The sequence below is a fragment of the Bacillus sp. FSL R7-0685 genome, assembly GCF_038002425.1.
GTDB classification, from domain to species: domain Bacteria; phylum Bacillota; class Bacilli; order Bacillales; family Bacillaceae; genus Bacillus; species Bacillus subtilis.
The window spans coordinates 1875225-1898982 of the sequence record NZ_JBBOCN010000001.1 but is presented as its reverse complement, the minus strand read 5'-3'; the positions used below and the strand labels follow the sequence as shown (position 1 = coordinate 1898982).

Annotated in this window: 21 protein-coding genes and 2 pseudogenes; 7 read left to right on the top strand and 16 right to left on the bottom strand. The window is 38.0% G+C overall.

Annotation, left to right across the window (positions count from 1 at the left end):
- Nucleotides 1-38: 38 nt before the first annotated feature.
- The gene (xylA, locus tag MKY50_RS09665; protein WP_038429018.1) at nucleotides 39-1376 is read right to left on the bottom strand and encodes a xylose isomerase; all 1338 of its coding nucleotides are present in this window, start codon (nucleotides 1374-1376) and stop codon (nucleotides 39-41) included.
- 248 nt (nucleotides 1377-1624) lie between these two features.
- Between xylA and xylR the strand changes: the two genes are divergently transcribed.
- Complete coding sequence (gene xylR, locus MKY50_RS09660) at nucleotides 1625-2779, top strand: transcriptional repressor XylR (protein ID WP_338381966.1); 1155 nt, start codon at nucleotides 1625-1627, stop codon at nucleotides 2777-2779.
- 136 nt (nucleotides 2780-2915) lie between these two features.
- Here the strand turns inward: xylR and xynB are convergent, their stop codons facing one another.
- The 10 genes from xynB to MKY50_RS09610 all read right to left on the bottom strand — a co-directional run bounded on the left by xynB (nucleotide 2916) and on the right by MKY50_RS09610 (nucleotide 11228).
- Nucleotides 2916-4517, bottom strand: a complete 1602-nt coding sequence (gene xynB, locus MKY50_RS09655; protein ID WP_338381967.1) for a xylan 1,4-beta-xylosidase — start codon at nucleotides 4515-4517, stop codon at nucleotides 2916-2918.
- Between the two features lie 30 nt (nucleotides 4518-4547).
- Nucleotides 4548-5939 (bottom strand): MFS transporter, encoded by a 1392-nt coding sequence (locus MKY50_RS09650; protein WP_003245259.1) that lies wholly within the window; start codon nucleotides 5937-5939, stop codon nucleotides 4548-4550.
- A gap of 865 nt (nucleotides 5940-6804) precedes the next feature.
- Complete coding sequence (locus MKY50_RS09645; RefSeq protein ID WP_033885075.1) at nucleotides 6805-7275, bottom strand: hypothetical protein; 471 nt, start codon at nucleotides 7273-7275, stop codon at nucleotides 6805-6807.
- Between the two features lie 129 nt (nucleotides 7276-7404).
- A complete protein-coding gene (locus MKY50_RS09640; protein WP_003231681.1) occupies nucleotides 7405-7569 on the bottom strand; it encodes a hypothetical protein in 165 nt (54 codons plus the stop codon).
- Nucleotides 7570-7837: 268 nt separating this feature from the next.
- The gene (locus tag MKY50_RS09635) at nucleotides 7838-8491 is read right to left on the bottom strand and encodes a DUF3885 domain-containing protein (RefSeq protein WP_338381969.1); all 654 of its coding nucleotides are present in this window, start codon (nucleotides 8489-8491) and stop codon (nucleotides 7838-7840) included.
- Nucleotides 8488-8718, bottom strand: a complete 231-nt coding sequence (locus MKY50_RS09630; protein WP_017697687.1) for a helix-turn-helix domain-containing protein — start codon at nucleotides 8716-8718, stop codon at nucleotides 8488-8490. Before MKY50_RS09630 ends, MKY50_RS09635 begins: the two co-directional genes overlap by 4 nt.
- A gap of 75 nt (nucleotides 8719-8793) precedes the next feature.
- A complete protein-coding gene (locus MKY50_RS09625; RefSeq protein WP_017697686.1) occupies nucleotides 8794-8958 on the bottom strand; it encodes a hypothetical protein in 165 nt (54 codons plus the stop codon).
- A 302-nt stretch (nucleotides 8959-9260) separates the two neighbouring features.
- Complete coding sequence (locus MKY50_RS09620) at nucleotides 9261-9506, bottom strand: UPF0715 family protein (RefSeq protein WP_250614809.1); 246 nt, start codon at nucleotides 9504-9506, stop codon at nucleotides 9261-9263.
- 204 nt (nucleotides 9507-9710) lie between these two features.
- The gene (locus MKY50_RS09615) at nucleotides 9711-10613 is read right to left on the bottom strand and encodes a CPBP family intramembrane glutamic endopeptidase (protein ID WP_338381970.1); all 903 of its coding nucleotides are present in this window, start codon (nucleotides 10611-10613) and stop codon (nucleotides 9711-9713) included.
- A gap of 78 nt (nucleotides 10614-10691) precedes the next feature.
- Entirely contained in the window at nucleotides 10692-11228 is a 537-nt protein-coding gene (locus tag MKY50_RS09610; protein ID WP_080529355.1) for a GNAT family N-acetyltransferase, read from the bottom strand.
- Nucleotides 11229-11503: 275 nt separating this feature from the next.
- On the opposite strand from MKY50_RS09610, the gene MKY50_RS09605 reads away from it, so the two are divergent.
- The gene (locus MKY50_RS09605; RefSeq protein ID WP_162868975.1) at nucleotides 11504-11686 is read left to right on the top strand and encodes a hypothetical protein; all 183 of its coding nucleotides are present in this window, start codon (nucleotides 11504-11506) and stop codon (nucleotides 11684-11686) included.
- Nucleotides 11687-11780: 94 nt separating this feature from the next.
- On the opposite strand, the pseudogene MKY50_RS09600 reads toward MKY50_RS09605, so the two are convergent.
- Nucleotides 11781-11897, bottom strand: a pseudogene (locus tag MKY50_RS09600) (YolD-like family protein); the annotation flags it as partial.
- A 559-nt stretch (nucleotides 11898-12456) separates the two neighbouring features.
- Here MKY50_RS09600 and MKY50_RS09595 point away from each other — a divergent pair.
- From MKY50_RS09595 to MKY50_RS09580, 4 genes are read left to right on the top strand one after another with little or no spacing between them, the layout of a single operon-like run.
- Complete coding sequence (locus MKY50_RS09595) at nucleotides 12457-13857, top strand: glycosyltransferase (protein WP_445662042.1); 1401 nt, start codon at nucleotides 12457-12459, stop codon at nucleotides 13855-13857.
- Complete coding sequence (locus MKY50_RS09590; protein WP_029726889.1) at nucleotides 13854-14960, top strand: tetratricopeptide repeat-containing glycosyltransferase family 2 protein; 1107 nt, start codon at nucleotides 13854-13856, stop codon at nucleotides 14958-14960. Before MKY50_RS09595 ends, MKY50_RS09590 begins: the two co-directional genes overlap by 4 nt.
- A complete protein-coding gene (locus tag MKY50_RS09585) occupies nucleotides 14947-15654 on the top strand; it encodes a class I SAM-dependent methyltransferase (protein WP_212059439.1) in 708 nt (235 codons plus the stop codon). Before MKY50_RS09590 ends, MKY50_RS09585 begins: the two co-directional genes overlap by 14 nt.
- Nucleotides 15651-16322, top strand: coding sequence for a glycosyltransferase family protein (locus tag MKY50_RS09580; RefSeq protein WP_128422244.1), 672 nt, complete (start codon nucleotides 15651-15653; stop codon nucleotides 16320-16322). Before MKY50_RS09585 ends, MKY50_RS09580 begins: the two co-directional genes overlap by 4 nt.
- A 103-nt stretch (nucleotides 16323-16425) precedes the next feature.
- Here MKY50_RS09580 and MKY50_RS09575 read toward each other — a convergent pair whose 3' ends face one another.
- From MKY50_RS09575 to MKY50_RS09560, 4 genes and pseudogenes are all read right to left on the bottom strand, one after another.
- Nucleotides 16426-19791 carry an NTTRR-F1 domain gene (locus MKY50_RS09575; RefSeq protein WP_341116557.1) on the bottom strand — a complete coding sequence of 1122 codons (3366 nt, stop codon included), beginning with the start codon at nucleotides 19789-19791 and terminating at the stop codon, nucleotides 16426-16428.
- Between the two features lie 711 nt (nucleotides 19792-20502).
- Nucleotides 20503-20816 (bottom strand): annotated as a pseudogene (locus MKY50_RS09570) (T7SS effector LXG polymorphic toxin); the annotation flags it as partial.
- 24 nt (nucleotides 20817-20840) lie between these two features.
- Nucleotides 20841-21332 (bottom strand): hypothetical protein, encoded by a 492-nt coding sequence (locus tag MKY50_RS09565; protein WP_122894488.1) that lies wholly within the window; start codon nucleotides 21330-21332, stop codon nucleotides 20841-20843.
- A gap of 239 nt (nucleotides 21333-21571) precedes the next feature.
- On the bottom strand, nucleotides 21572-21862 hold the full coding sequence (locus MKY50_RS09560) for a hypothetical protein (protein ID WP_341116556.1): 291 nt from the start codon (nucleotides 21860-21862) through the stop codon (nucleotides 21572-21574).
- Between the two features lie 765 nt (nucleotides 21863-22627).
- On the opposite strand from MKY50_RS09560, the gene MKY50_RS09555 reads away from it, so the two are divergent.
- A complete protein-coding gene (locus MKY50_RS09555) occupies nucleotides 22628-23665 on the top strand; it encodes a DUF4917 family protein (protein ID WP_341117303.1) in 1038 nt (345 codons plus the stop codon).
- Nucleotides 23666-23758: the final 93 nt, after the last annotated feature.

Sequence of the window (23758 nt, the reverse complement as noted above, 5' to 3'; positions counted from 1 at the left end):
TGACTTGGTATTGATAGCAGGATCTGGAGCTTATCCTGTTATACTTCTAAAATGTATTGGTTCAATATCGCTTTTAATTTCTCCTGTCTTCCAGATTCGTTTTTAATTGATTTATGATTTAGCGCATATTGCTCAAGTGTGTGGAAATTAGCTCTTCCTTCTATAATTTCAAGACCAATCCCTTCAGTAAAGCTGCGGTAACGATGTTGAATCACATCTTCAAACACACGATCTTCGATTAATTTGTGGGCAACTTTCAATCCTCTTGCAAATGCATCCATCCCTGCAATATGGGCATATATTAGATCATCAGGCTCAAAAGAAGATCTTCTGACCTTCGCGTCAAAGTTTAATCCGCCGCTTCCTAAGCCGCCATTTTGCAGGATTTCGTACATTGCTAATGTCGTAGAATATAAATCCGTCGGAAATTCATCCGTATCCCAGCCTAAAAGAGGATGACCCTGGTTTGCGTCAACAGAGCCAAGCAGACCATGTACTCTTGTCATGCGCAATTCATGTTCGAATGTATGCCCGGCTAATGTGGCATGATTGGCTTCAAGATTTAATTTAAAATGATTGTCTAAGCCATATTGCTTCAAAAAGGCAATGGTTGTTGCTGCATCTGTATCGTATTGATGGGTGGTCGGCTCTTTTGGTTTTGGCTCAATCAAAAACTGCCCTGTGTACCCGATTTCCTTCGCATAATCCACTGCCATATGCATAAATCTAGCCAAATTATCAAGCTCAAATTTTAAATCGGTATTTAACAATGTTTCATATCCTTCACGGCCGCCCCAAAATACATAGTTCTCAGCGCCAAGCTCTTTTGCTGTTTCTAACCCTTTTTTCACTTGTGCTGCAGCATACGCAAACACATCTGCATTGCAAGAAGTCGCGGCACCATGGACGAAACGGGGATTCGTAAACATGTTTGCGGTATTCCATAATAGCTTAACGCCGCTATTTCTCATGTAATCTTTAATCATGCCCACGATCATATCTAAATTTTGGTTTGTCTCTTTTAGCGTACTGCCTTCTGGTGCAATATCCCGGTCATGAAAAGCAAAGAATGGTGCATCTAGTTTTTCAAACATCTCAAATGCTGCTTCTACTCTCATCTTCGCTAGATCCATGCCTTTATAGTGATCCCATGGTCTTTGCATCGTAGCTGCTCCAAAAACGTCTGTACCATCAGCAGTAAATGTATGCCAATAGGCAATAGAAAATCGCAAATGCTCTTTCATCGTTTTTCCGCCGATTACTTCTTGAGGATTATAATATTTAAATGCTAAAGGATTAGTCGAATCTTTCCCTTCGTAAACCACTTTGTTTGCGCTTCCAAAATAGTTGGTTGAACTGGAATGAGATTGAGCCATGTGATTTCCCCCTTAAAAATAAATTCAAAACCTGATCATTCAAATACAAATGCATTTTATTTCATATTGTAAGTTACCTATTAGTTTGTTGTTTAAACAAACTAACTTACTTTCATCTTATATAACCTCATCAGTATTTTCAATATTTTTTTTAGTTTTTTATGAACACATTAGATATAATAAAGGGAAGATTCGCTATGTACTATGTTTATACTTAATTTAAAGATTAAACAAATGGAGTGGATGAAGTGGATATCGCTGATCAAACCTTTGTCAAAAAAGTAAATCAAAAGTTATTATTAAAAGAAATCCTTAAAAATTCACCTATTTCAAGAGCAAAATTATCTGAAATGACTGGATTAAATAAATCAACTGTTTCATCACAGGTAAACACGTTAATGAAAGAAAATCTGGTATTTGAAATAGGTCAAGGACAATCAAGTGGCGGAAGAAGACCTGTCATGCTTGTTTTTAATAAAAAGGCAGGATACTCCGTAGGAATAGATGTTGGTGTGGATTATATCAATGGCATTTTAACAGACCTCGAAGGAACGATCGTTCTTGATCAATACTGCCATTTGGAATCCAATTCTCCAGAAATAACGAAAGACATTTTGATTGATATGATTCATCACTTTATGACGCATATGCCCCAATCTCCGTACGGGCTTATTGGTATAGGTATTTGCGTGCCTGGACTCATTGATAAAGATCAAAAAATTGTTTTCACTCCGAACTCCAACTGGAGAGATATTGACTTAAAATCTTCTATACAAGAGAAGTACAATGTGCCTGTTTTTATTGAAAATGAGGCAAATGCTGGCGCATATGGAGAGAAAGTATTTGGAGCTGCAAAAAATCACGATAACATTATTTACGTAAGTATCAGCACAGGGATAGGGATCGGTGTTATTATCAACAATCATTTATATAGAGGAGTAAGCGGCTTCTCTGGAGAAATGGGACATATGACAATAGACTTTAATGGTCCTAAATGCAGTTGCGGAAACCGAGGCTGCTGGGAATTGTATGCTTCAGAGAAGGCTTTATTAAAAAATCTTCAGACCAAAGAGAAAAAACTGTCCTATCAAGATATCATAAACCTCGCCCATCTGAATGATATCGGAACCTTAAATGCATTACAAAATTTTGGATTCTATTTAGGAATAGGCCTTACCAATATTCTAAATACTTTCAACCCACAAGCCGTAATTTTAAGAAATAGCATAATTGAATCGCATCCTATGGTTTTAAATTCAATGAGAAGTGAAGTATCGTCAAGGGTTTATTCCCATTTATGCAATAGCTATGAATTATTGCCATCTTCCTTAGGACAGAATGCGCCGGCATTAGGAATGTCCTCCATTGTGATTGATCATTTTCTGGACATGGTTACAATGTAATTTTAATGGAATGTACAGCTCATCTTTAAAGATGAGCTTTTTTATTCTAGGAGTATTTCTGAAGCAATATTGATATAGGCACCTTCTCATATGAAAAAGGAGTTCTAAAATAGAAATCTCCTTTTTCATGTGCAAATTATTTTTCTTTATAACGAAAATATCTAAAGTCGGCCGGTATATGATTACCGCTGGTATCTTGGCATTGCATCCCTACAAAGGCCCCTGTGAAGAATCCTCCCCCACGGATGTAATCATCTGATAATTTTTTCGATTCCAGTGCAATGTCAATTTTGTGCCAAACTTCTTTGTTAAAAGAATAGAAATAATAATATTTGTCCTTTTCAATATTTACTTTTAAATATACATACTTTACTTCACGAGGAATAACAATTTTATTATTTAATGGCTGTGAAAAAGAAAAGTTGTCACATAGTGTTAATTCAAGAATGCGGCCCAGTTCTTCATCATGCGTGACTTGAAGAGCCGTCCAGTTCTCTGTATTGTAATAATTCACCAATCCAGCGGCTTGTTGAAAATTTTCCGGATAAAACTCAACAGCAGTTTCCGCTTCAAAATGGAGACTTTGCCAGCGTCTGGCTACAAATGCCTGAGTAAATGTCGAAGTTAATGATTCATGACCGAATAATCGTAAATGATTTGGCGCTTGAGTCAATGAACCTAATTCATTCGTGAATGGAATCCTTAAAGTTTGAAAATTTATATTTAATGTTGAATCCTCAAATTCATCAACTTCCGGGTACGTTGCTTCAAATATTGTTTCGGGTATAGAAGGTGCATCTACCTCCAAGCTTCCTTCTTTTCCACCTACTACATAGGGCCATTCATCTTTCCAGTAAAGTTTTTGAATAGCTGTTTCTCTGCCCAAAGGACAGTATCCTCTCTGCTGAAAAATTGAATCATCGTCAGGATGAATAGGACGTCCCGTTAAATGAGCTAAATACCACTCATCTGTATGTGTTTGAACAATGGATGCATGACCACATTTTTGCAATGGATTTCCTGGGTCATGCCATGACGTTAAGATTGGATTATCGGGATGAACTTCATATGGCCCCTCAATATTTGCAGAACGGGCAATTGTAGCAGCATGTTCGTACCGTGTTCCTCCTTCTGCAGTTAATAAATAATAATAGTTCCCGATATGATAAAGGTGCGGAGCTTCTGTCAGTTTTCTATCAGTTCCTTCAAATATAACTTTTGGTTTACCGATTAATTTTTGCTCTTTATCAGAATATTCCTGTATAACAATTCCTCCAAATGAGTGCCGATCAATACGGTGATCCCATAACATATTTAATAAATACTTTTTTCCATCCTTATCATGGAACAAAGAAGCATCAAATCCCGAGCTATTTAATGTAATCGGCTCACTCCAATCACCATTAATCGTTTCACAAGTAACTAAATAATTGTGACAATCTTTCCATGCGCCATCTACTACCTTAACATTCGTATAGATCAGCCAAAACTTCCCATCACTATAGCTTAAACATGGTGCCCAAACCCCACCTGAATTTGGATTTCCTTTCATGTCTAATTGTGAAACTCTCTGTAATGGATGTGCAACTAAGTGCCAATTTACTAAATCTTTTGAGTGGTGTATCTGGACTCCCGGAAACCACTCAAATGTAGATACAGCGATATAATAATCCTCTCCTACCCTACAAATACTTGGATCGGGATTGAATCCTTTAAGTACTGGATTGGTAATCTTCATTTGGGACTCCTCCTCAGTTTATTTTCTTTTTTAAGCTTTGAAATCATCAATATGATCCAAATAAACTTTGTCTCTATTCTCTAATTCTCGAACCATGTTTTTATATTTTTTCTCATCTAAGTTATAGAAATTAATATCAATTAAAGCTAGAACAAGCAAGAACACGGGAATAATGGTTGTTGTAATTAAAATCCCCATTAATGCCGCCGGGGTTTGTGCCTGATTTGCCACATATCCAAACTTATCAAGAACCAGACCCGGAACAACTCCTCCTAAGGCCATACCAAACTTAAAGAAAAATCCGATTATAGCGTAAATGAGCCCACCCATTCTTTTCCCAGTCCTGTACTCTCCATATTCAATTGTTTCAGGAATAAGCGCCCACATATATCCCCCGGCAGTGAGACTTCCAGCAGCAGCGATTAATCGACAGACAAGTATGAGGTAAACATTACTTGGCGGAACAAACAGTAAAGCTAAGAGGCCGATAATATTCAGTAATAATGCATAGTTTAGTAATTTCTTTTTCCCCAAAAATTGATGAAGCCTTGGAATAAACGGTAAAATGACCAAAGCGGGCAAACTTCCTATCAAACCGTACCACTTCACCAAATCCTCTCTTTCTAAGTTATACGTTACGTAGTAAATGCCAACCGAATTACTGATGGAATTCACTCCAAAAATAATAATAAAGAAAATACTTAATACAACAAGTGGACGATTAACACGAAACTGCTCAAATATATCCGTAAATTTAATTTTTTCTTCGGATTTTTGAAGAGTGACCCGCTCTTTTGTGCTTTTAAAACAAAAGATTAAAAGGCACCCGCCTATCATTCCCAAAATACCCATGGTTAGTTGCCAGCCAAGAGACTCGTTGCCGGAAGTATCGCTTAAATAAGCAGCCAGTAAGGGAACAAAAAATGCAACGACAAGTCCCCCAAGATTCGCAAATAACATGCGAACAGAAGTTATACTAACCACTTCTTGATTATTTCTAGTCATTGCAGAAGTTAACGCGCCATATGGAACGTTTATCGTTGTGTATGTAAGCGACAAGCCAACATAGGTTATATAGGCATATATTAATTTCCCCATATCCGAAAAGTCTGGTGTTGTAAAACAGAGTATTGCCAGTATGACAAATGGAAAAGCTCCGAATAAAAGATACGGTCTAAAGCGTCCAAATCTGCTGTTCGTTCTGTCAACTATTGTTCCGATAAAAGGATCAGCGAGAGCGTCGATTATTCTAACCACTAAAAACATAGTACCGGCTGCTGCTGCCGATAAACCAAAAACATCTGTATAGAAGAACAAAAGATACGTAGACACTGTTGCATAAATTAAATTACACGCAAAATCTCCAGACGCATATCCAACTTTTTCAACCATGCTAATCTTCTTTACATTTTCACTGAGCATGATTTCTCCCCTTTTCGATCCTTTAATATGGAACAGTGTGAAACGGTATAACAATTTCTCGAATTTACGGTCAGTAAACTTTTATAAAAGCGCTTTCAAAACAGTGCGAAAAAATATGGTGATCAGCAAGCAGAAAATTCATCTTTTTTCGTCATACCTTATATACCTGGAAAAGGATAAAAGCCTCATTCTTTCGTTTCTTATATTGTTTAGCTCCATTAAATCGATCCTCTTATCCCCCTTCCATCCATATTCAGTAAGACCTTATCTTGTGGACAATGAAATTTTATCTTATTAGTTTGTTGATCGAACAAACTAACTTGATTTAATATTATAAAATCCTTTCAACTTTTTCAACATCTTTTTCAGATAGTTTAAACAGAATGAATTAAATATTGATTTTTGACTGTTTCGTTATATTCAGTGTCTCAAATATTTGCGAATGTCATGTATCAGTTAACGACGATTAGTCCAAAACAGATTCTTGTGTAAACACATGACAAAGATGATCTATGCGAAATAAAGAATTGGTTAGTGGTAAGTTGCATTTAAGAGTTTGATAAAGGTGATCACAGGATGTATGGAGACTGTTAGCCTAGATTTATGCTGATGGCAAGCCCGGTCATGAATTGAAAGAACAGGAATGGCCAGAATAGTTTATGTTATAAGTCCAACCCTACATACATATATCAATACAGGAAAGATAAATAAGAAGCAAAAATTGAAAAGCTTTCAACCGGAGTAGAAATGGCTTTTTGACTGTCTGAGGATTAATGGCTGTGTTAAACACTATGATTTATCCTTTCAAACTTATTTTAATCTTAAAAATTTTAATTGAGACTGGAAACAAAAGAGAATACAGAAATTAATTCCGTATTAATTTATTCAATATGTTAATTTTACTTTGGTCTTTATGATTCTTCTTCCTTCTTCTATAACCATCTAATAAAGACTTTTTATAAACCTTGAGGTAATCATCAATCGTTAGCAAATGATATTTCGCTCCGCCATCTTCAAAAACCTCTAGATTATTATAGTCTACATCTGCAAATGGTTTTAAATCCTCAATGTAAGCAATGCCTATTTTTGTATTAGTTTTCTTAAATTCATGCTCATGTAAATCAACCATTTTGTATCCATGCAGTTCCATCACTTTTTTTAGTTTTTCCCACTTTTCCTCTAAAAAAATTAAAGGAATAAGGAGATCAATATCTTCTGGAGAAAAGTCTAACCCAGTTACCTTTTCAAGACCTAAAGAGCCATATAATAATGGAATGATGTCTAGCTCTTTATTAAAAATTTTAGCTATATTGATAAATTCATTATACAATTTCATTTTCCATCCCCGATATTTGGTAATTAATTATTTAAGATTCAACTGCCTCTTGAATTTTCATAAGTCCTTCAATACTAATACCTCAAAGGGTTATTTTTTCAATAATCCTGAAAGTCATCTGTACAATATCTAAAAAGCCTTAAATACTGAATTAAAGAAAAACATCAATATGATAATGGCTAGCACAACAACAATTTCAAAAGTATGTGAACTGCCATCTTCTTTTTCTCGTTCTTTCTTCTCCCTCATTTGCTCCCTATACTTTCTTTGTATTTCATCCTTTTTTTTATCCATCTTACTCGACCCCTTTCATCATAAAGTAAAGTCAAGCAATTCTGAAATTTCCCATCCCTTTCTGTTGACACTTAATTTAATCCAATCCTCATCATCAGCATATGGTTTTTTGAAATGGACAACTAATTGAATCATTCATTTCTCAGCCCGACCTTTAGAATCCTTCCCTAATTACGTAAAACCATTTTAGCTGTTGTCCCATGGCTTGTCGAACTGAACTAGAGCCATATAAAACTTAGATTTTTTCAGTTTCTATTAAAAAAGAGTATTACATGTACTTATACTCTTCTACCCAGTCGTGATATTTTTCATAAAGTGGACGTATTCGTTTGAAATCAAGAGCTATGACTTCACATCCACGATCATCATAGATAAAGAAAATAATGTCTTTTGTAATGTTCACAAAGAAAACATCAGGGTAATCAGTAGAGTAACCTCCGAATTTCGGTTTTAATGGAAAATCCTCGTTACTGGCTGCTTTAAGTAATTCAGTTACACGTAAGTCTCGAGGTTTGCATAACAAGGAAAATTGTTGCATCTCGTATTCTTCAGCTTTATTGATTTCGAAAGGGTAGGGATATGTCTTCACCAGAATTTGATTCAAATGATTTTTACACTTTTGATTTTTACACTTTAGAAACGGTTGATAGACCTTTAATTTTCTTATACATTTCTCTTTCTTGTGCTTATACATATTCGTCACGAGGAATATGTCATCGTTTTGTTCAAATAATTCATTAAAAATGATTGTTATTTGCTCATATACAACTTGGAACCTCTTAAGATTCAATTCTTCTTTCTCTTTGAGTTGATAGATATTTTCCCCAAGACAAAAATGGATTCCTATGCCCCATTGATTATAGATGCTAGGAATGAATTCGAGGTTTTGAAACCTTTCCTTCATATACTCCATTATCTTCATTTAGACATTCTCACTTTAGGAATATGATCTTTTTGGAATATCAACAACTCATGCAGTTCGATGTTTTGATAGGGCCAGACTTTATCAAACAGCTCTCTCGGATACCGCTCCATTTCGTCATTATATAGCTTTCTGACAGTTGGATACTCATGATCAATATCTCTGGAAAGTTTCCGGATACTGATCTTTCTTTGGTCTATAATCGTTTTTAACTTTGATTTAATCATATTCTCACCTTTTAGTTATTTTTGATCACTTAAAATGATCATTAAGTTTATAATGGATCCTTGACCTCGCTGAATTTAATAATCCCGCTCTTCATGTTCAAATCCATAAATACCTTTTATCCACACATCGCCGCAGCCTGAACTTTTTGTTATTTCTAACTGATCACCTTCTACTCGATCTGCTGCACTGTAGTCCAAATAACTTCCTGGAATTCTTTCTCGCTCCTTGAAAATATCCATCAGTTAGAGCTATTCTGCTAAGTTTCATATTTAGAGTACAGTCTTTATTATTGTGTATTGTGAATTTATAACCAAGTGCGGTCAAAATTCCGGTCGATCAAAACAAAGTCTACATTTGTTTAATCCACCGTTAGCTTTGCTTCAGCTTTGGGAAGATTAAAACTTGAGACTAAGCCTAAGCAAACCAAAGTTAAACGATTAACCCTTTTCATCCCTCTCTCCCTTTACCCTTTTGTGTCATAATTTGGTAAACGAAAGGGATTTTTGACCGTGCATAAGGAAAAGGATTGTGATGATTTAAGCTACGCTGCTACCCTCCCAATGTTTTGCAGAAAAACCGAGTCCCAGATCCAAAATATTACGGCAAATGAGACGCTAAACAAGTATATTTCATATTCCATCAGAAAGTTTAAGGTGTTTTTTGGATCAGTAATGAAAGCGAAGAATAACCATACTAAGAAGGAAAAGAATATGTATATGAGTAAATATTTCGCGTTAAACCTTTTTGGATTGCGATTTAAGAAATATTGAACAGGTGCAGCAAAGATTAAACACTTATTAGGAAGTATGGTATGTAGCCGTCATAACCAATGCCAAAAACATAAACAACAGCAGCTGATAACGCGGACAAGACATGAACAAATATGATCCTTAAAACTTGCATGTTTATAACCTCTTTCTTAATGAATGCTTCTTCAACATTGTCTAGATCCTCCTTAAAATCACTTTAAAACTACTGTTCTACTCAGAAATTAAACATCTTGGTCGCATTTCTCATTCTTCCGCCATTGAATAGTATTTCGGCGAGTTATTGCAACAGGTATTAATAGTAGAGTACCGACAATAAGCAACATAAAAAAGATCACAAACAGCGAACCTGTTCCCGGAACAATTTCTTCATAGGTAATAAAGCGCTCCTTCCCCTGCAGGACGAAGAACCGAGAATTTTCAAGAAAGGATAGATGAAAAGCGATAGACGTCCATAAGCTTCCTGTTACAATACGCAGGAGTTGAAGGATGAATCCAAAACCCAACAATAAAACAATGTAATCTAATGTGATAGCAGATGATTCAATTCCAACTATATATTGCAAGCCACTTACAGTTATTGGTGCAAGCACAAACAGGATCGGCTGTAGGAGTAAGGCCATAAAACAGTTCCAACGCTTATTTAGAGCATAGTACACCGTCCCCCGAAAAGTTAATTCCTCTGGAAAAGCTTCATAAAAGAAAGCGATAATCATATTTAAGAGCAATGCTGTCACTAAATGGACAGAGAAGTGAAATTGTGTAATTTTGATCCAGCATAATAAATGGGCGATAGCGAAACCAGACCCGGATAATACAATCACATATATTGCTCCTATTAAGGCTTTCGGAATGGCTTGCCGCCACCCAGACAGTCCTATAGAATAAAAGGGTCTACTAGACATCCGTTTAAGAAGAATGTAGAGCAACGGGACAGTTATTAATGTGACTAAACCTGCTTGGATGCCTTGCTTCAAAAGCTTGGAAGCTCCTGCTTGGCTAGCCATTGAACCGACTAAAGTAGCAAAAAACAAAGCAAATACGAATGTTCCCCAACTGAGCAAGACAGTTCCTAACCATTTATGATGATTGTCTTGTTTTCCCCTTTTGGTGAGATGAATTTGCATTTGGATACCCCTCTCACATCATTCATATTAAGCACTATAAGCCCTACTATCACTATACGTTCTATAGCTGTTATGGTTTCAATTTCCTGCATTACCCCTCTTACAATTCCACTCTTCCTCTAAAATAGCGTAATAATATTCATCCCACCATTCATTGCCTTTTGGAATACATTTTTTAAAAAAGCCTTCTCTTCTCATTCCAATCTTCTCCATAACTCGGTATGAGGGAATATTCTCAGGTTGACACGTAGCTATAATCCTATGTAAGTTCATTTCTTTAAATCCATATTCCAAGATAGCTTGGGCTGCCTCAGAAGCATACCCTTTATTTTGATAATTGGGATTAAACACCCACCCAATTTCATATGTATGTTCACCAAAATACTTATAAAAAACAATATGGCCTATAAGACAGTCTTCATCTCTTAGTATGACAGGGTATTTTTCAGCGTTATCACCTTTGTTTTTATTTACAAATGCCTTTGCATCTTCTTCAGTAAAAACCCCTTCAGGTATATACTTCATTACATTACTATCAGATGTATACTCATATACAGCTTGCCAATCTTTGAATTCAAATTCACGTATCAATAACCTTTTTGTTGTGATATGCATTAAAGTAACTCCCCTCATGCTTACTTGATCTTTATTTCGATATTAAGACAACAATAACCTCTTTAAAACTATCCTTATTCAACAATATTGCCTCTTACTAGAACAACTCAAGGATTTCTGACTGTGAACAAGCAATGGAATATGATTCTCAAAAATAATTCCCTTACCCTTCTCATAATTTGCAGGAGGCTTTTTTGTTTTTTAAGATAACATTAATCTTCCTTATTCATTTAAATATGATAAAATATTACATATTTAATATAGGAGGGCTTGTGTTGGAGCAAATGATCTCTTCTTCTAAAGTCGGAGTAAAAATATTGGATATTTTATTGAGAAAGACTCATTTGAAGTTGCAAGTAGAGGTCACACTTCTTAAATATGTATTATTCCCCCTCAAAAAATTTTTTTGGGGGGATTTTTATGATTTGTGTCCTCCAGTAAGCTTTATCGGCTTATAAGAGACTTAAATGAAGCACTTAAATTGATTAACCATTTTAAGAATTAAACATTTCTTCAAAAACAGATTTTATTAGTGGATTTACGACACATCTCAAATAGTCTCGATAGCAATTCTTTGTTAAATTCAAGTGCCTCATAGACTAGAAGATCCATCTCTTCAATATGTTGCTCATCTAAGGACGGTTTTTCAATTTCTGATACGTCAATCAAATCTTATTTAAACTACGTTAAATGTTCTGGAAACACCATTGATGTCCATTTCATTAAATTATCATTGTTTATATGTATACGATGATTCTTTCTAAAGTAGTACTCAACTAGTTTCAGTTACAAAAAACATTCTATAAATCATAATTGATCTCTTTGGTCCTACCTCCACTTTGAAAGTTTGATTTAAGTTCCTTTTTCCGAAGAACAATATAATGATTGTTAGTTAAAGTCACGAAACCTATATAAAAATTTCTATCTGACCGATATTTCGTCCTTCTCCCCATCGGTATTCTCCTTTAAATATATAACTCCTAATTCACCATTTAATACAGAAAGAATTAAATATAACTTTCATACAAACTGGTTAAGGCAACTTATCATCCCTATTTCCCTGAATTCCCCAACCTTGTTGATCCCCTTAAGGGAAAACTAAATGTAAAACAAATTCATCGACTTTTTCTTTAAAAAACCATTCACATTTTTACGTTTAAGCAGCATTCTCCTTTTTACAGGAAAGAATCATTCCGTCTGAACATTACGATATACATATAGTATCCGAATGATATGGCGAAGGGCGGAGGTTATAGTGAAAACGAGTATTATTGTTCTGACTTATAATCAATTAGCTTTAACAAAACAATGCTTGGAGAGCATATGGAAGCATACGAATAATGACTGTATAGAAGTAATTGTTATAGATAACGGCTCTCATGACGGTACACGTGACTACCTCAAACAGATAACTTCAATTAAGGCGATTTTTAATAAGACGAACGAAGGCTTCGCAAAAGCCTGTAATCAGGGTCTTGAAGTTGCCTCAGGGGACAATATTCTTTTTTTAAACAATGATACTGTTGTAACAAATCAATGGCTGGAGCCAATGATCAAGCTGCTTTATCAGGATGATAAAATCGGCATGGTCGGGCCTGTAAGCAATTATGTCAGCGGTCCGCAGCAAGTTCCCGTTAACTATACAAACGTTGAAGAAATTGAAGATTTTTCTCGTCTTTACTGTTTGCAGCAGCGAGGCAGGTCAAAAGCTGTATTGAGACTGGTCGGATTTTGCCTGCTTGTCAAAAAGAAGGTGTTGGATCAAGTTGGCGGTTTTGATGAACGTTTTGTAGGCGGTTCATTTGAAGATGATGATTTAAGCCTCCGCGTACTGCAAGCGGGGTATCAGCTAAAAATCGCTCTTGATTCGTTTGTCCACCATCACGGTCATGCCACGTTTACAGGCAATCCAGATTTAAGCATCAGTCAATCATATGAAGAAAACCGGCAACGCTTCATCGATAAATGGAAGGTGGATGTAACAACATTCTTTGACTCCCAGCCCCAGCTGACAGCACTTGTGCCAGCGGAAGCCGACTCTATCTTACATATCGGTTGCGGCACGGGAGCTGCGGGGACAGAACTTTTGAACCGGCAATCCTGTTTATTGTATGGGATTGAAAAGGATGAGTTATTACAGACCATTGCAAGCCCCTATTACGAACAAGTCATTTCGGCAGATGTGGAAACATGCGACCTCCCTTACCCTGAGTCCTTTTTCGATGTAATTTTGATCGGTGACCTTTTAAACTGCTCAAAAAATCCCAGACATACAATTGAGACTCTTGCCGTTTATCTAAAGCCTTCTGGCTCGCTGATTTGCAGCATCCCAAATACTGCCTATGCAGATACATTTTTCTCTTTATTATGTGGTGCATCGACGTACACACATTTCATCACACCTCGCAACGTAAATACCCTATTTCCTGAATACCTTTATGACATAAAATCCATCACCTCCCATTCCTCCGATACTGAATCAAACATACAGCTCTTTTTACAAGAACTTCAATTCCTTGCCGGGCAATTTGGTTTGACTTTGGATCACTTGTCAAAACATGCCCATATTGATTACATGTTTGTCCATGCCATAAAGAAAAAACAGAATAAAACGGAGGTGGCGATGTGATTTCAATCAGTTTATGCATGATTGTAAAAAATGAAGAGGCTGTTATTGGCCGATGCTTAGATTCTGTGCAGGAGATAGCTGATGAGATCAATATTGTGGATACCGGGTCAGTTGACAAGACGAAAGACATTGCTGCTCGCTATACAGACCGAATCTTTGATTTTAAATGGATTGACGATTTTGCGGCAGCCCGAAATTTTTCGTTTCAGCAGGCGACATCCGACTATATCTTATGGCTTGACGCCGACGACGTGTTTACCAAGAAAGATCAAGAGCTGTTATTGGATTTAAAAAGAACGCTTGATCCGGATATAGACGCGGTCTCAATGAAATACCATTTGGCTTTTGATGAAGAAAATAACGTCACATCCAGCTTAAGGAGATACCGGCTCGTAAAACGGGAAAAGAGCTTTAAATGGATCGGCGCGGTTCATGAATACCTAGAAGTATATGGGAAACTTCACCACAGTGATGCAGCGGTTTCTCACCTGCCACTTAGTCATGACGCAGATCGCAACCTCCGAATTTATGAAAAAATGGCCTCGTCAGGAAAGGATTTTTCTCCAAGAGATTTATTTTACTATGCGAACGAGTTGTGTGATCACGGAAAAATGGAGCAAGCGATTGAGTACTATTTACGTTTTTTACAAACGAAGCAGGGATGGGTAGAGGATAATATCAGAGCGTGCAATAAATTAGCAGACTGCTACCATTCACTGGGGCTGAAGGAAAAAGAATTAAGCTGGGTGCTCCACACGCTCGTCTATGGACCGCCTAGAGCAGAAACCTGCTGCAGGCTGGGATACTCTTTTTTAGAAAAAAACGATTTTCAAAGTGCGGTCTATTGGTATGAAAAAGCAATAGAAAACAAAGGAGCAGAAAACCTGGCTTTTCAAAACCGCGCCTGCGCGACCTGGCTTCCCCACCTGCAATTAGCCGTCTGCTACGATAAACTCGGCCAGCATCAGCTTGCCTATCAGCATAATGAATCGGCATTGCAATACCGTCCCCATGATTCAAGAATGCTAGCCAACAAAAAATATTTTGAAGATATTCTAAAGATGCAGACCGGCTCCGGGGGTGAACATCATGGAAATCAATAAAAATTCACTTGCTGATTCTATGAAAGAGTATGAGTTAAAAGATAAAGAGTATTACAAAGGCATCAACTGGCAGCTATTTGATCTGATAGAACCGCATGCGAAAACCATTCTTGAAGTCGGATGTGCTGAAGGCTTGTTTGGCGCAGCTGTGAAGGAAAAAACGAATTGCTCCTATTATGGGATCGAGTCTTATCCACCAGCTGCCGAAAAAGCAACACATTATATTGACGAAGTAATAACGGGAGACATTGAAACACTGAAGCTGCCTTTTCAAAAAAACACATTTGATCACATTATCTTCGGTGATGTTCTGGAGCACTTAATAGACCCGTGGGCAGTTTTAGGTAACATCAAGCCTTATGTAAAAGAAACAGGGAGTATCTTGGCAAGCATCCCGAATATCGGACATATCTCGATTTTCGAAAGTCTGCTGTCCGGCAAATGGACGTATATACAGGCAGGGCTGCTCGATAAAACACACTTCCGTTTTTTCACCTTGGAGGAAATGAAAAAGATGTTTCATGAAACAGGCTACAAGATCAACCAAATCGAGCCTATTGTTTTTACGACTCATTATTATGAAAAAATGATCAGCAAACTTGCTTATGTCAGATCATGCATGGGAATTCACCATGCAGATCTTGAGGAGGAGGCCAGAGCCTATCAATATGTCATAAAGGCAGAGAAAAGATGAATCAGCATACAAACGAAAATTCAATTAGCTTCATTACATGTGTGAATGACGATACCCTTTATGATCTCTGTCTAAGACATATTCAGTCTCTTTCTGTACCGCCGCATATGAAGGTAAAATTAATCAATATCCGAGACGCAGACAGTATGGCGTCCGGCTACCAGGCGGCAATGGAGGACTCTGACTCAAAATATAAAGTGTATTTACATCAGGACACATTTATCATCAATCGTTCCTTTATTTATGATATTCTCCATGTCTTTCAGCACAATGATCAGCTTGGCATGATAGGCGTTATAGGAGCTGAAGAAGTGCCGCAAAGCGGGATTTGGTGGGAGGCTTCTAAAAAAGCCGGAAAAGTCATTGAATACCGCAGTACGTACAACTATTTATTATTTGATGAAATTGATGAAACTGTGAAAGCAGTTCAAGCATTAGACGGTTTATTACTGGCGACTCAGTACGATGTTCCATGGCGAAAAGATATTTTTAACGGATGGCATTTATATGATACTTCTCAATGTTTTGAGTTCAGAAAAAAAGGATATATAGTGGGCATCCCTCATCAGAAAGAGCCTTGGGTCTTACATGCATGCGGCAACGAGTTTGATACAGACCAGTATTCTTATTACCTTAAAAAATTTTTGGAGGAATATTCCGAGACATGATAAGGTTTCAATACCACGACAAAGAAACCTACTGTTTAAAAGTAGGTTTCTTGTTTCATATGCTTGAATTTTTTTAAAAAAGTGATTTTTTAATTCTCTATTATTAAGGGAACCTAATAGCATTTATATCTAGGTTTAGTGCGTTGCTGCCACTCACATTACTTACTGTTGTGAAGATTATCCTAATCTCATAAGAAGTCGTGCCTGTGACCGTTGTAGCATCTACATACGTTGTAGCAATTGGAAATCTTGACGTAATTGCAGCGCTGATATTTCTTTGGACGGAGCGTGTATCTACTAATACTCCGTTTCTATAAATTCTGGTTTGAAAAGTAAAGTTTGAGTTAGCTGTCGTTGTAACATCTACAGAAATGGCAAGGTCTAATTTTATTAATTGTCCTGCGACTGTTGGCACACTTAAAGTACCAATCGACGTTTCAGTACCGTTAATAGCAAGCGGAACGGGGCCTGCTATTTCACTGTAAAACAGCTGTGGATTTGCCCCGGTTGATCCGGTTGGTCCTGTTGATCCTGTTGATCCAGTTTCTCCGGTTGGTCCGGTTGCACCTGTTACTCCCGTTGCTCCGGTTGCGCCTGTTGCTCCGGTTGCTCCGGTTGCTCCTGTTGCTCCGGTTGCTCCTGTTTCTCCTGTTGCGCCTGTTGCTCCAGTAACTCCTGTTGGACCAGTTGGTCCTGTATCTCCAGTTGCACCAGTTACTCCTGTTGCTCCTGTTTCTCCTGTTGCTCCGGTTGATCCAGTTTCTCCTGTTGCTCCAGTTACTCCAGTTACTCCAGTGGCTCCGGTTACTCCCGTTGCACCTGTTACTCCCGTCGCACCAGTTTCTCCGGTCGCGCCAGTTTCTCCGGTCGCGCCAGTTTCTCCGGTTGATCCTGTTGCACCTGTTTCTCCTGTTGCTCCCGTTGATCCTGTTGCGCCTGTTGCTCCAGTAACTCCTGTTGGACCAGTTGGTCCTGTATCTCCAGTTGCACCAGTTACTCCTGTTGCTCCTGTTTCTCCTGTTGCTCCGGTTGATCCAGTTTCTCCAGTTTCTCCTGTTGATCCGGTTGCACCTGTTACTCCTGTTGCTCCGGTTACTCCCGTTGCACCAGTTTCTCCTGTCGCACCAGTTTCTCCGGTTGGTCCAGTTAATCCTGTTACTCCAGTGGCTCCAGTTGCTCCAGTAACTCCCGTTGATCCTGTTACTCCAGTGGCTCCCGTTGATCCTGTTGATCCGGTTGCTCCGGTCGCGCCAGTTTCTCCGGTTGATCCTGTTGCACCTGTTTCTCCTGTTGCTCCCGTTGATCCTGTTGCGCCTGTTGCTCCAGTAACTCCTGTTGGACCAGTTGGTCCTGTATCTCCAGTTGCACCAGTTACTCCTGTTGCTCCTGTTTCTCCTGTTGCTCCGGTTGATCCAGTTTCTCCTGTTTCTCCTGTTGCTCCAGTGGCTCCGGTTACTCCCGTTGCACCTGTTACTCCCGTCGCACCAGTTTCTCCGGTCGCACCAGTTTCTCCGGTCGCACCAGTTTCTCCGGTTGGTCCAGTTAATCCTGTTACTCCAGTTGATCCTGTTGCTCCAGTAACTCCTGTTGCGCCTGTTGATCCAGTTAATCCTGTTTCTCCTGTTGCTCCTGTTGCTCCTGTTGCTCCGGTTACTCCCGTTGCACCTGTTAATCCAGTTGATCCCGTTGATCCGGTTGGTCCTGTATCTCCAGTTGCACCAGTTACTCCTGTTGCTCCTGTTGCTCCTGTTGCTCCGGTTGCGCCTGTTGCGCCTGTTGGACCGGTTACTCCCGTTGCACCAGTTGGTCCGGTTGCGCCTGTTGCTCCAGTTTCTCCGGTTGGTCCTGTTGGACCTGTTTCTCCTATTGATCCAGTTGCACCTGTTACTCCCGTTGATCCTGTTTCTCCTGTTGCTCCAGTAGCTCCGGTTGCTCCGGTTGATCCTGTTGCACCTGTTGCTCCGGTTGATCCTGTTGCTCCTGTTTCTCCTGTTGCTCCGGTTGATCCGGTTGATCCGGTTGATCCAGTTGGACCGGTTACTCCTGTTGATCCTGTTTCTCCAGTTGGACCGGTTACTCCTGTTGATCCAGTAGCTCCCGTTGATCCGGTTGATCCAGTAGCTCCCGTTGATCCGGTTGATCCCGTTGATCCTGTTACTCCTGTGGCTCCTGTGGCTCCGGTTACTCCCGTTGGTCCTGTATCTCCAGTTGCACCTGTTACTCCAGTTTCTCCCGTTGATCCGGTTGATCCTGTTGCACCAGTTGATCCAGTTAATCCTGTTACTCCAGTGGCTCCGGTTACTCCCGTTGATCCGGTTGATCCGGTTGATCCAGTTTCACCGGTTGGTCCTGTTGGACCTGTTGATCCTGTTACTCCTGTTGGACCGGTTGGTCCTGTATCTCCAGTTGCACCAGTTGCTCCTGTTGCTCCGGTTGATCCTGTATCTCCAGTTGCACCAGTTGCTCCTGTTGCTCCGGTTGATCCTGTTGGACCGGTTACTCCTGTTGCGCCAGTTACTCCTGTTGCGCCAGTTTCTCCTGTTGCACCAGTTGCTCCTGTTTCTCCGGTTGCTCCGGTTACTCCGGTTACTCCGGTTGCACCTGTTGCACCTGTTGCTCCTGTTGTGCCAGTTGCTCCGGTTACTCCCGTTGCTCCTGTTGGTCCGGTTGATCCTGTTACACCTGTTACTCCGGTTGCACCAGTTTCTCCTGTTACTCCTGTTGATCCAGTAGCTCCCGTTGATCCGGTTGATCCAGTGGCTCCGGTTACTCCCGTTGCACCGGTTGGTCCTGTTGCTCCGGTTGATCCTGTTGATCCTGTTACTCCAGTTACTCCAGTTGATCCTGTTGCACCTGTTACTCCAGTTGATCCTGTTGCACCTGTTACTCCTGTGACTCCTGTTGCTCCTGTTGCACCAGTTACTCCTGTTGCTCCGGTGGCTCCGGTTGATCCTGTTGGTCCCGTTGCTCCGGTGGCTCCGGTTGATCCTGTTGGTCCAGTCGGTCCAATTCCCCCAGCAGACTCTATTAAAGAAACATCATCAATTAGAACAGACCCAAAAGTAGTTTTGCTTATTACCACTACTGCGTTTACTGCTTCAGCGGGGGTTTCAATTGTTCTATATATTTCATTCCATGTATTAAATGAGACATTTGGCAAATTTCCGGAAGCAATGATAATTTCCTGTCCGCCTTCAATCTCTTCGCCTTCACTGTTAACAAATAAAATTTGTATAGTTACTTGGGGACTTGAGTTGTTTCCAATTCTCCCAAGCGAAACGATGAATATCAGAGATTGTCCAGAAACGACAGGCACGATCTGCCCTAAAAAGGCATACGGCTGATTACTGAAAAACTGTGCGGAATATCTTCCAGAATGGGCAAAAGTATTAATAACGGACGTATTTGCAGAAGCCCAGCCCGTCAGATTGCCTGTTTCAAAACCTCCATTTACAATCACATCATTCACTCAACTTCATTCCCTGCCTTTTTGAATAGTTCCAGCTATTATATGCAGGAAAAATGCCATCGGTCTTTCACTTCGCTAGCTAAAATAAAAAAAGATGAATGCCCCGAATCACTTTTTCTCCCAGACACTGTAAAGACCGGTACATGGAACCTGAAAAGAAGAAACAGTAAATTAGCTTCTTAGACGGCCGAGAGAATGAAGTTTGGACTTGATTTAAAGACAGAAAAAGCTTTTCGGGAATTTGCAATGCGATTGAGGATTTCACATATCCTAGATTGAGAAGCGGACGCTAATGAAGAAGTTTTATCAGACTAAGAAAGAGCAACTAAAGTCAAAAAAACGTTTTATAAAAGCTGCTGGCAAGGGTACCAACAGTTTAGCTACTATTATCACAAGATTGCTATTTTATTTATTTAATTAAAGTTGCGCCTAACAAATCTTTGCTTGTCCCATTTCTTATATATTGGTGACTAGGAGATATCATAGTTCTTTCCCCTATTAAACGGGACATTAAGGTTTTTCTCTCTGGATTATCAAATGGATATAATTTTAAGTATAGACATAGTCATCACTAAACCTGAAAACAAATACTTAAACATTCATTTGGATTTTTAAATCTTTTGCAAGCGTTTTGGAGCCTAATAGCCCTTTTAAATATTTCAATTCCTTTGACCAATTCACTTTTTTATCCTCTTAAGATATTTATTCAATGATGTTATTCAGAATGTCTTTCATCGTTTTCTTTTGTTCAGACATAATGAATTTTGATTTTGTGTAATCGTTAGCCAGCTCATGTTTTAAAAATGACTCTTCTATGTAAGTATCTTACATCTTTGCATCTACAAGTTTTGCAAAAATGATGCTTAAGAAAGCAATTTCCATGTCAATCCGATCGATCCATTGATCTGTAATGCCGGCATGATCATGATAAAATGCTTTAATGTTGTCTGCACCCTTCCTGGAAAACTCGCTGTCACCCAAGTCAGCTAATTCTTAAACGCTTTTCTTAGCTTCATCAGTTGATTGAAAGCTCTTTGCTGCTTTCTTTTTTATTTCTCGAATTGTTTGTCATTGAGTAAAAATATTAGCGCCTCTTCAATTTCTTTTTCTAAGTCATTATTATTTAAATCGAATAAAGTTCCACAACCCGTCCCTTTATATCCACCGTAGTAATACCACAAATCCATTGTGAAACAGTCTAATTCTTCATCATCACAGACTATTGCAGGTTGATAGTAATTAATTGCTATTTGTGAACGGTATTCTTTTTCAAAACATCTCTCAGCTGTAAAATCATTTAGCACATCTCCATCTATGTCTCTACAAATTTTGATGCTAAGGTTTGGTTTACCCTGTGCTTCAAAAACATCTATATACTTATTCTGCAGCTTTTTCGATACTACTTCCCCCAGGCTCTCCAATTCAAATATCATTTGTTTTAATTCTAGATTAAAATCCTTTTCTGGAATCTGTATATAATCTTCATCGCTTGGACTTTGATTTTTCTGTTTCTTGAGTAATTGACTTAAAGCTTTCCACACAGTGTTGTCCTCCTATGATAGCTACTTTAGACGTGCCTCTATGGAAATGGTCATTTGGTGATCAGCTTCACGAAATGCCTCAGCAAATGTTTCAATCCCGGTATCCTAGATACATGGCGTTCGATAATCATGCCCACGATTGCCCCAACTGTGTGGACCAGTTGCAACATTCTGCGATTCATTACCGACCTTGTCAAATGGATGTTAAATAAAAAAAGAACCTTAATTTTTCCATTGGCTTATTGGCTTACTTTTGAAAGTTTATGAATTATTATTATATTGAACAGTGTTGGTATGATGTATACAAGACCAGTTCCAAGTAGACCTATTACTGAACTAGAAATTAATAAAATGCTGAAGATTGGTTTATTATTTGTCTGGATTGAAGCAAGCATGGTTATAATTCCCGCCAAAGCACCTAAAAACCATAAATTCCCCAAAGTGTAAGAGTCATCTATAACCGCAAACAGTTGAGCCAGTACAGAAAAAACCGCTCCTAATCCCCCGGAGAAGATAGTCAATTTTTTCATAGAAATCTCCTTTTTGAAAATTGATTTAGATTTCAACGTAATTATGGATTCATTTGGTTATGATGTCAATGATAAACATCTACCTTACTCATCTTATTATTGCTGGTAGAAGTATTGAACAATGGAATTATCACAGAATTTGTCGAATTATTTATGCGTATTGCTTTCCTTAAGCATAAAATTATTTTCCTACTTGAAAATTTAGTACATTGTCTTATTAGTGACATAATTAAAAGTGACCTGCTTTTAGCAGTGCCGCTCCATAATTTATTACCTATTAACATAAAAAATCCCCTAACACCAATAGTGCCAAGGGATTGAGAGATTAATATTGAGACATATATTGTTCGCGCTCCCAAGGATGAACTTGTGTGCGGAACATAATTTTCAATTTAAATAAATAATATACAGCACTGAAAACCCTTGAAAACAAAGGATTTTTCAGTGCTTTATTATTTTTAATCTGAAATAGGATCTCTATAAATCTCAATATTTTTTGGTCAAATTTTGGTCATGATTTTGGTCAAAAACTTTCAAGCTAAAAAAAGAACTGATGGTATAATATAGTAACTCATTTAAAATAAGGAGATTGTATCCGATATGATTCTAAGCAAAGTAAGATCAGCGCACTAAAAGTCAGCTGAAATTTCAGGTGATGTTAACGCTGCTAAAAATAGCACACTCGGGAAACGTATTGCTCGTCGTGCATCCAACATAGCAACAAGTAAGATTAAATATATTTTAATAAGGAAAGAGGATATTCATATGACAGAACTTTATGATTTTAAGACATTATCAGAAAAACATCCTGAAATATTAGATAATTTACTCACAGGAAATGGCTTCTCAATAGAATTTGATTCGAATTTTAGATACGGGGGTCTTTACGAATATTTACAAACAAAAGAACTTTTTAATGTTAGGGAGCAAAACTTATTTGAAGCTTTTGAGACTACAAACTTTGAGCTTGTTCTAAATTCTCTTCTCAAAGCTCATACAATTAACGAAACATTAGGCAAAGACACAGATTTTTTAGACGAAAGTTATCAAACAATTAAAAACCTCCTTATTATGGCTGTAAAAGAAATACATCCCGCATATTGGCTTTTAGATAATGATAAATTAGCTTGGAGCTTTAATATTTTCAAGAAAAACATCTTCACTACTAACTACGATTTGTTGTCTTATTGGGCTTTATTAGCTATTAGAAATAAAAAACTAATTAGGGATGGTTTTTGGCCGCGAGATGATCAAAAACTTTCTTTTCAATCAGATACCTTTCAAAATAATCATTTTAAATTGTTTTACTTACATGGTGCATTACATCTTTATGAAGATCGTGGTGACGTCATCAAAGTAAAATCTTCAGGGGCAAATTTGATGGATGATATAACAAAAGAGTACGAGAGAGGAAACTTTCCTGTCTATGTCTCAGAAGGTGCATCAGAGAAAAAACTAGCCCAAATCAAAAATAATAGTTACTTAAGCCATTGCTATCATGAGCTTTTAAATAGTGATGGTGGTATTACTATTTTAGGTCAAGGTTTAAATCCTGAATACGATAAACATCTTATAGATGCTATTAAAAATTCAAAAGTGAAATTTATAGCATATGGGGTTTATGATACGCCAGATACAACTAAAGATTATATTATTGAAACCACAAAAAACCATTTTGGTGATTTAGAGGATAAAGAACTTCATTTTTATGATTCAAAAAACTTTTTCAACTCAGTAAAAGAGATAGCATATCAAGATAAACCTTTCTGGGGTATGATGCCTCCTCATTTCCCAAAGATTTAATACCTAAACCACAATTCAGGTTTTGCTTTCTTATCCGATCTGTTATGGATCACTTCAAAAGGAAAAAGCTGAAGATGGAGGGTCACTAATACG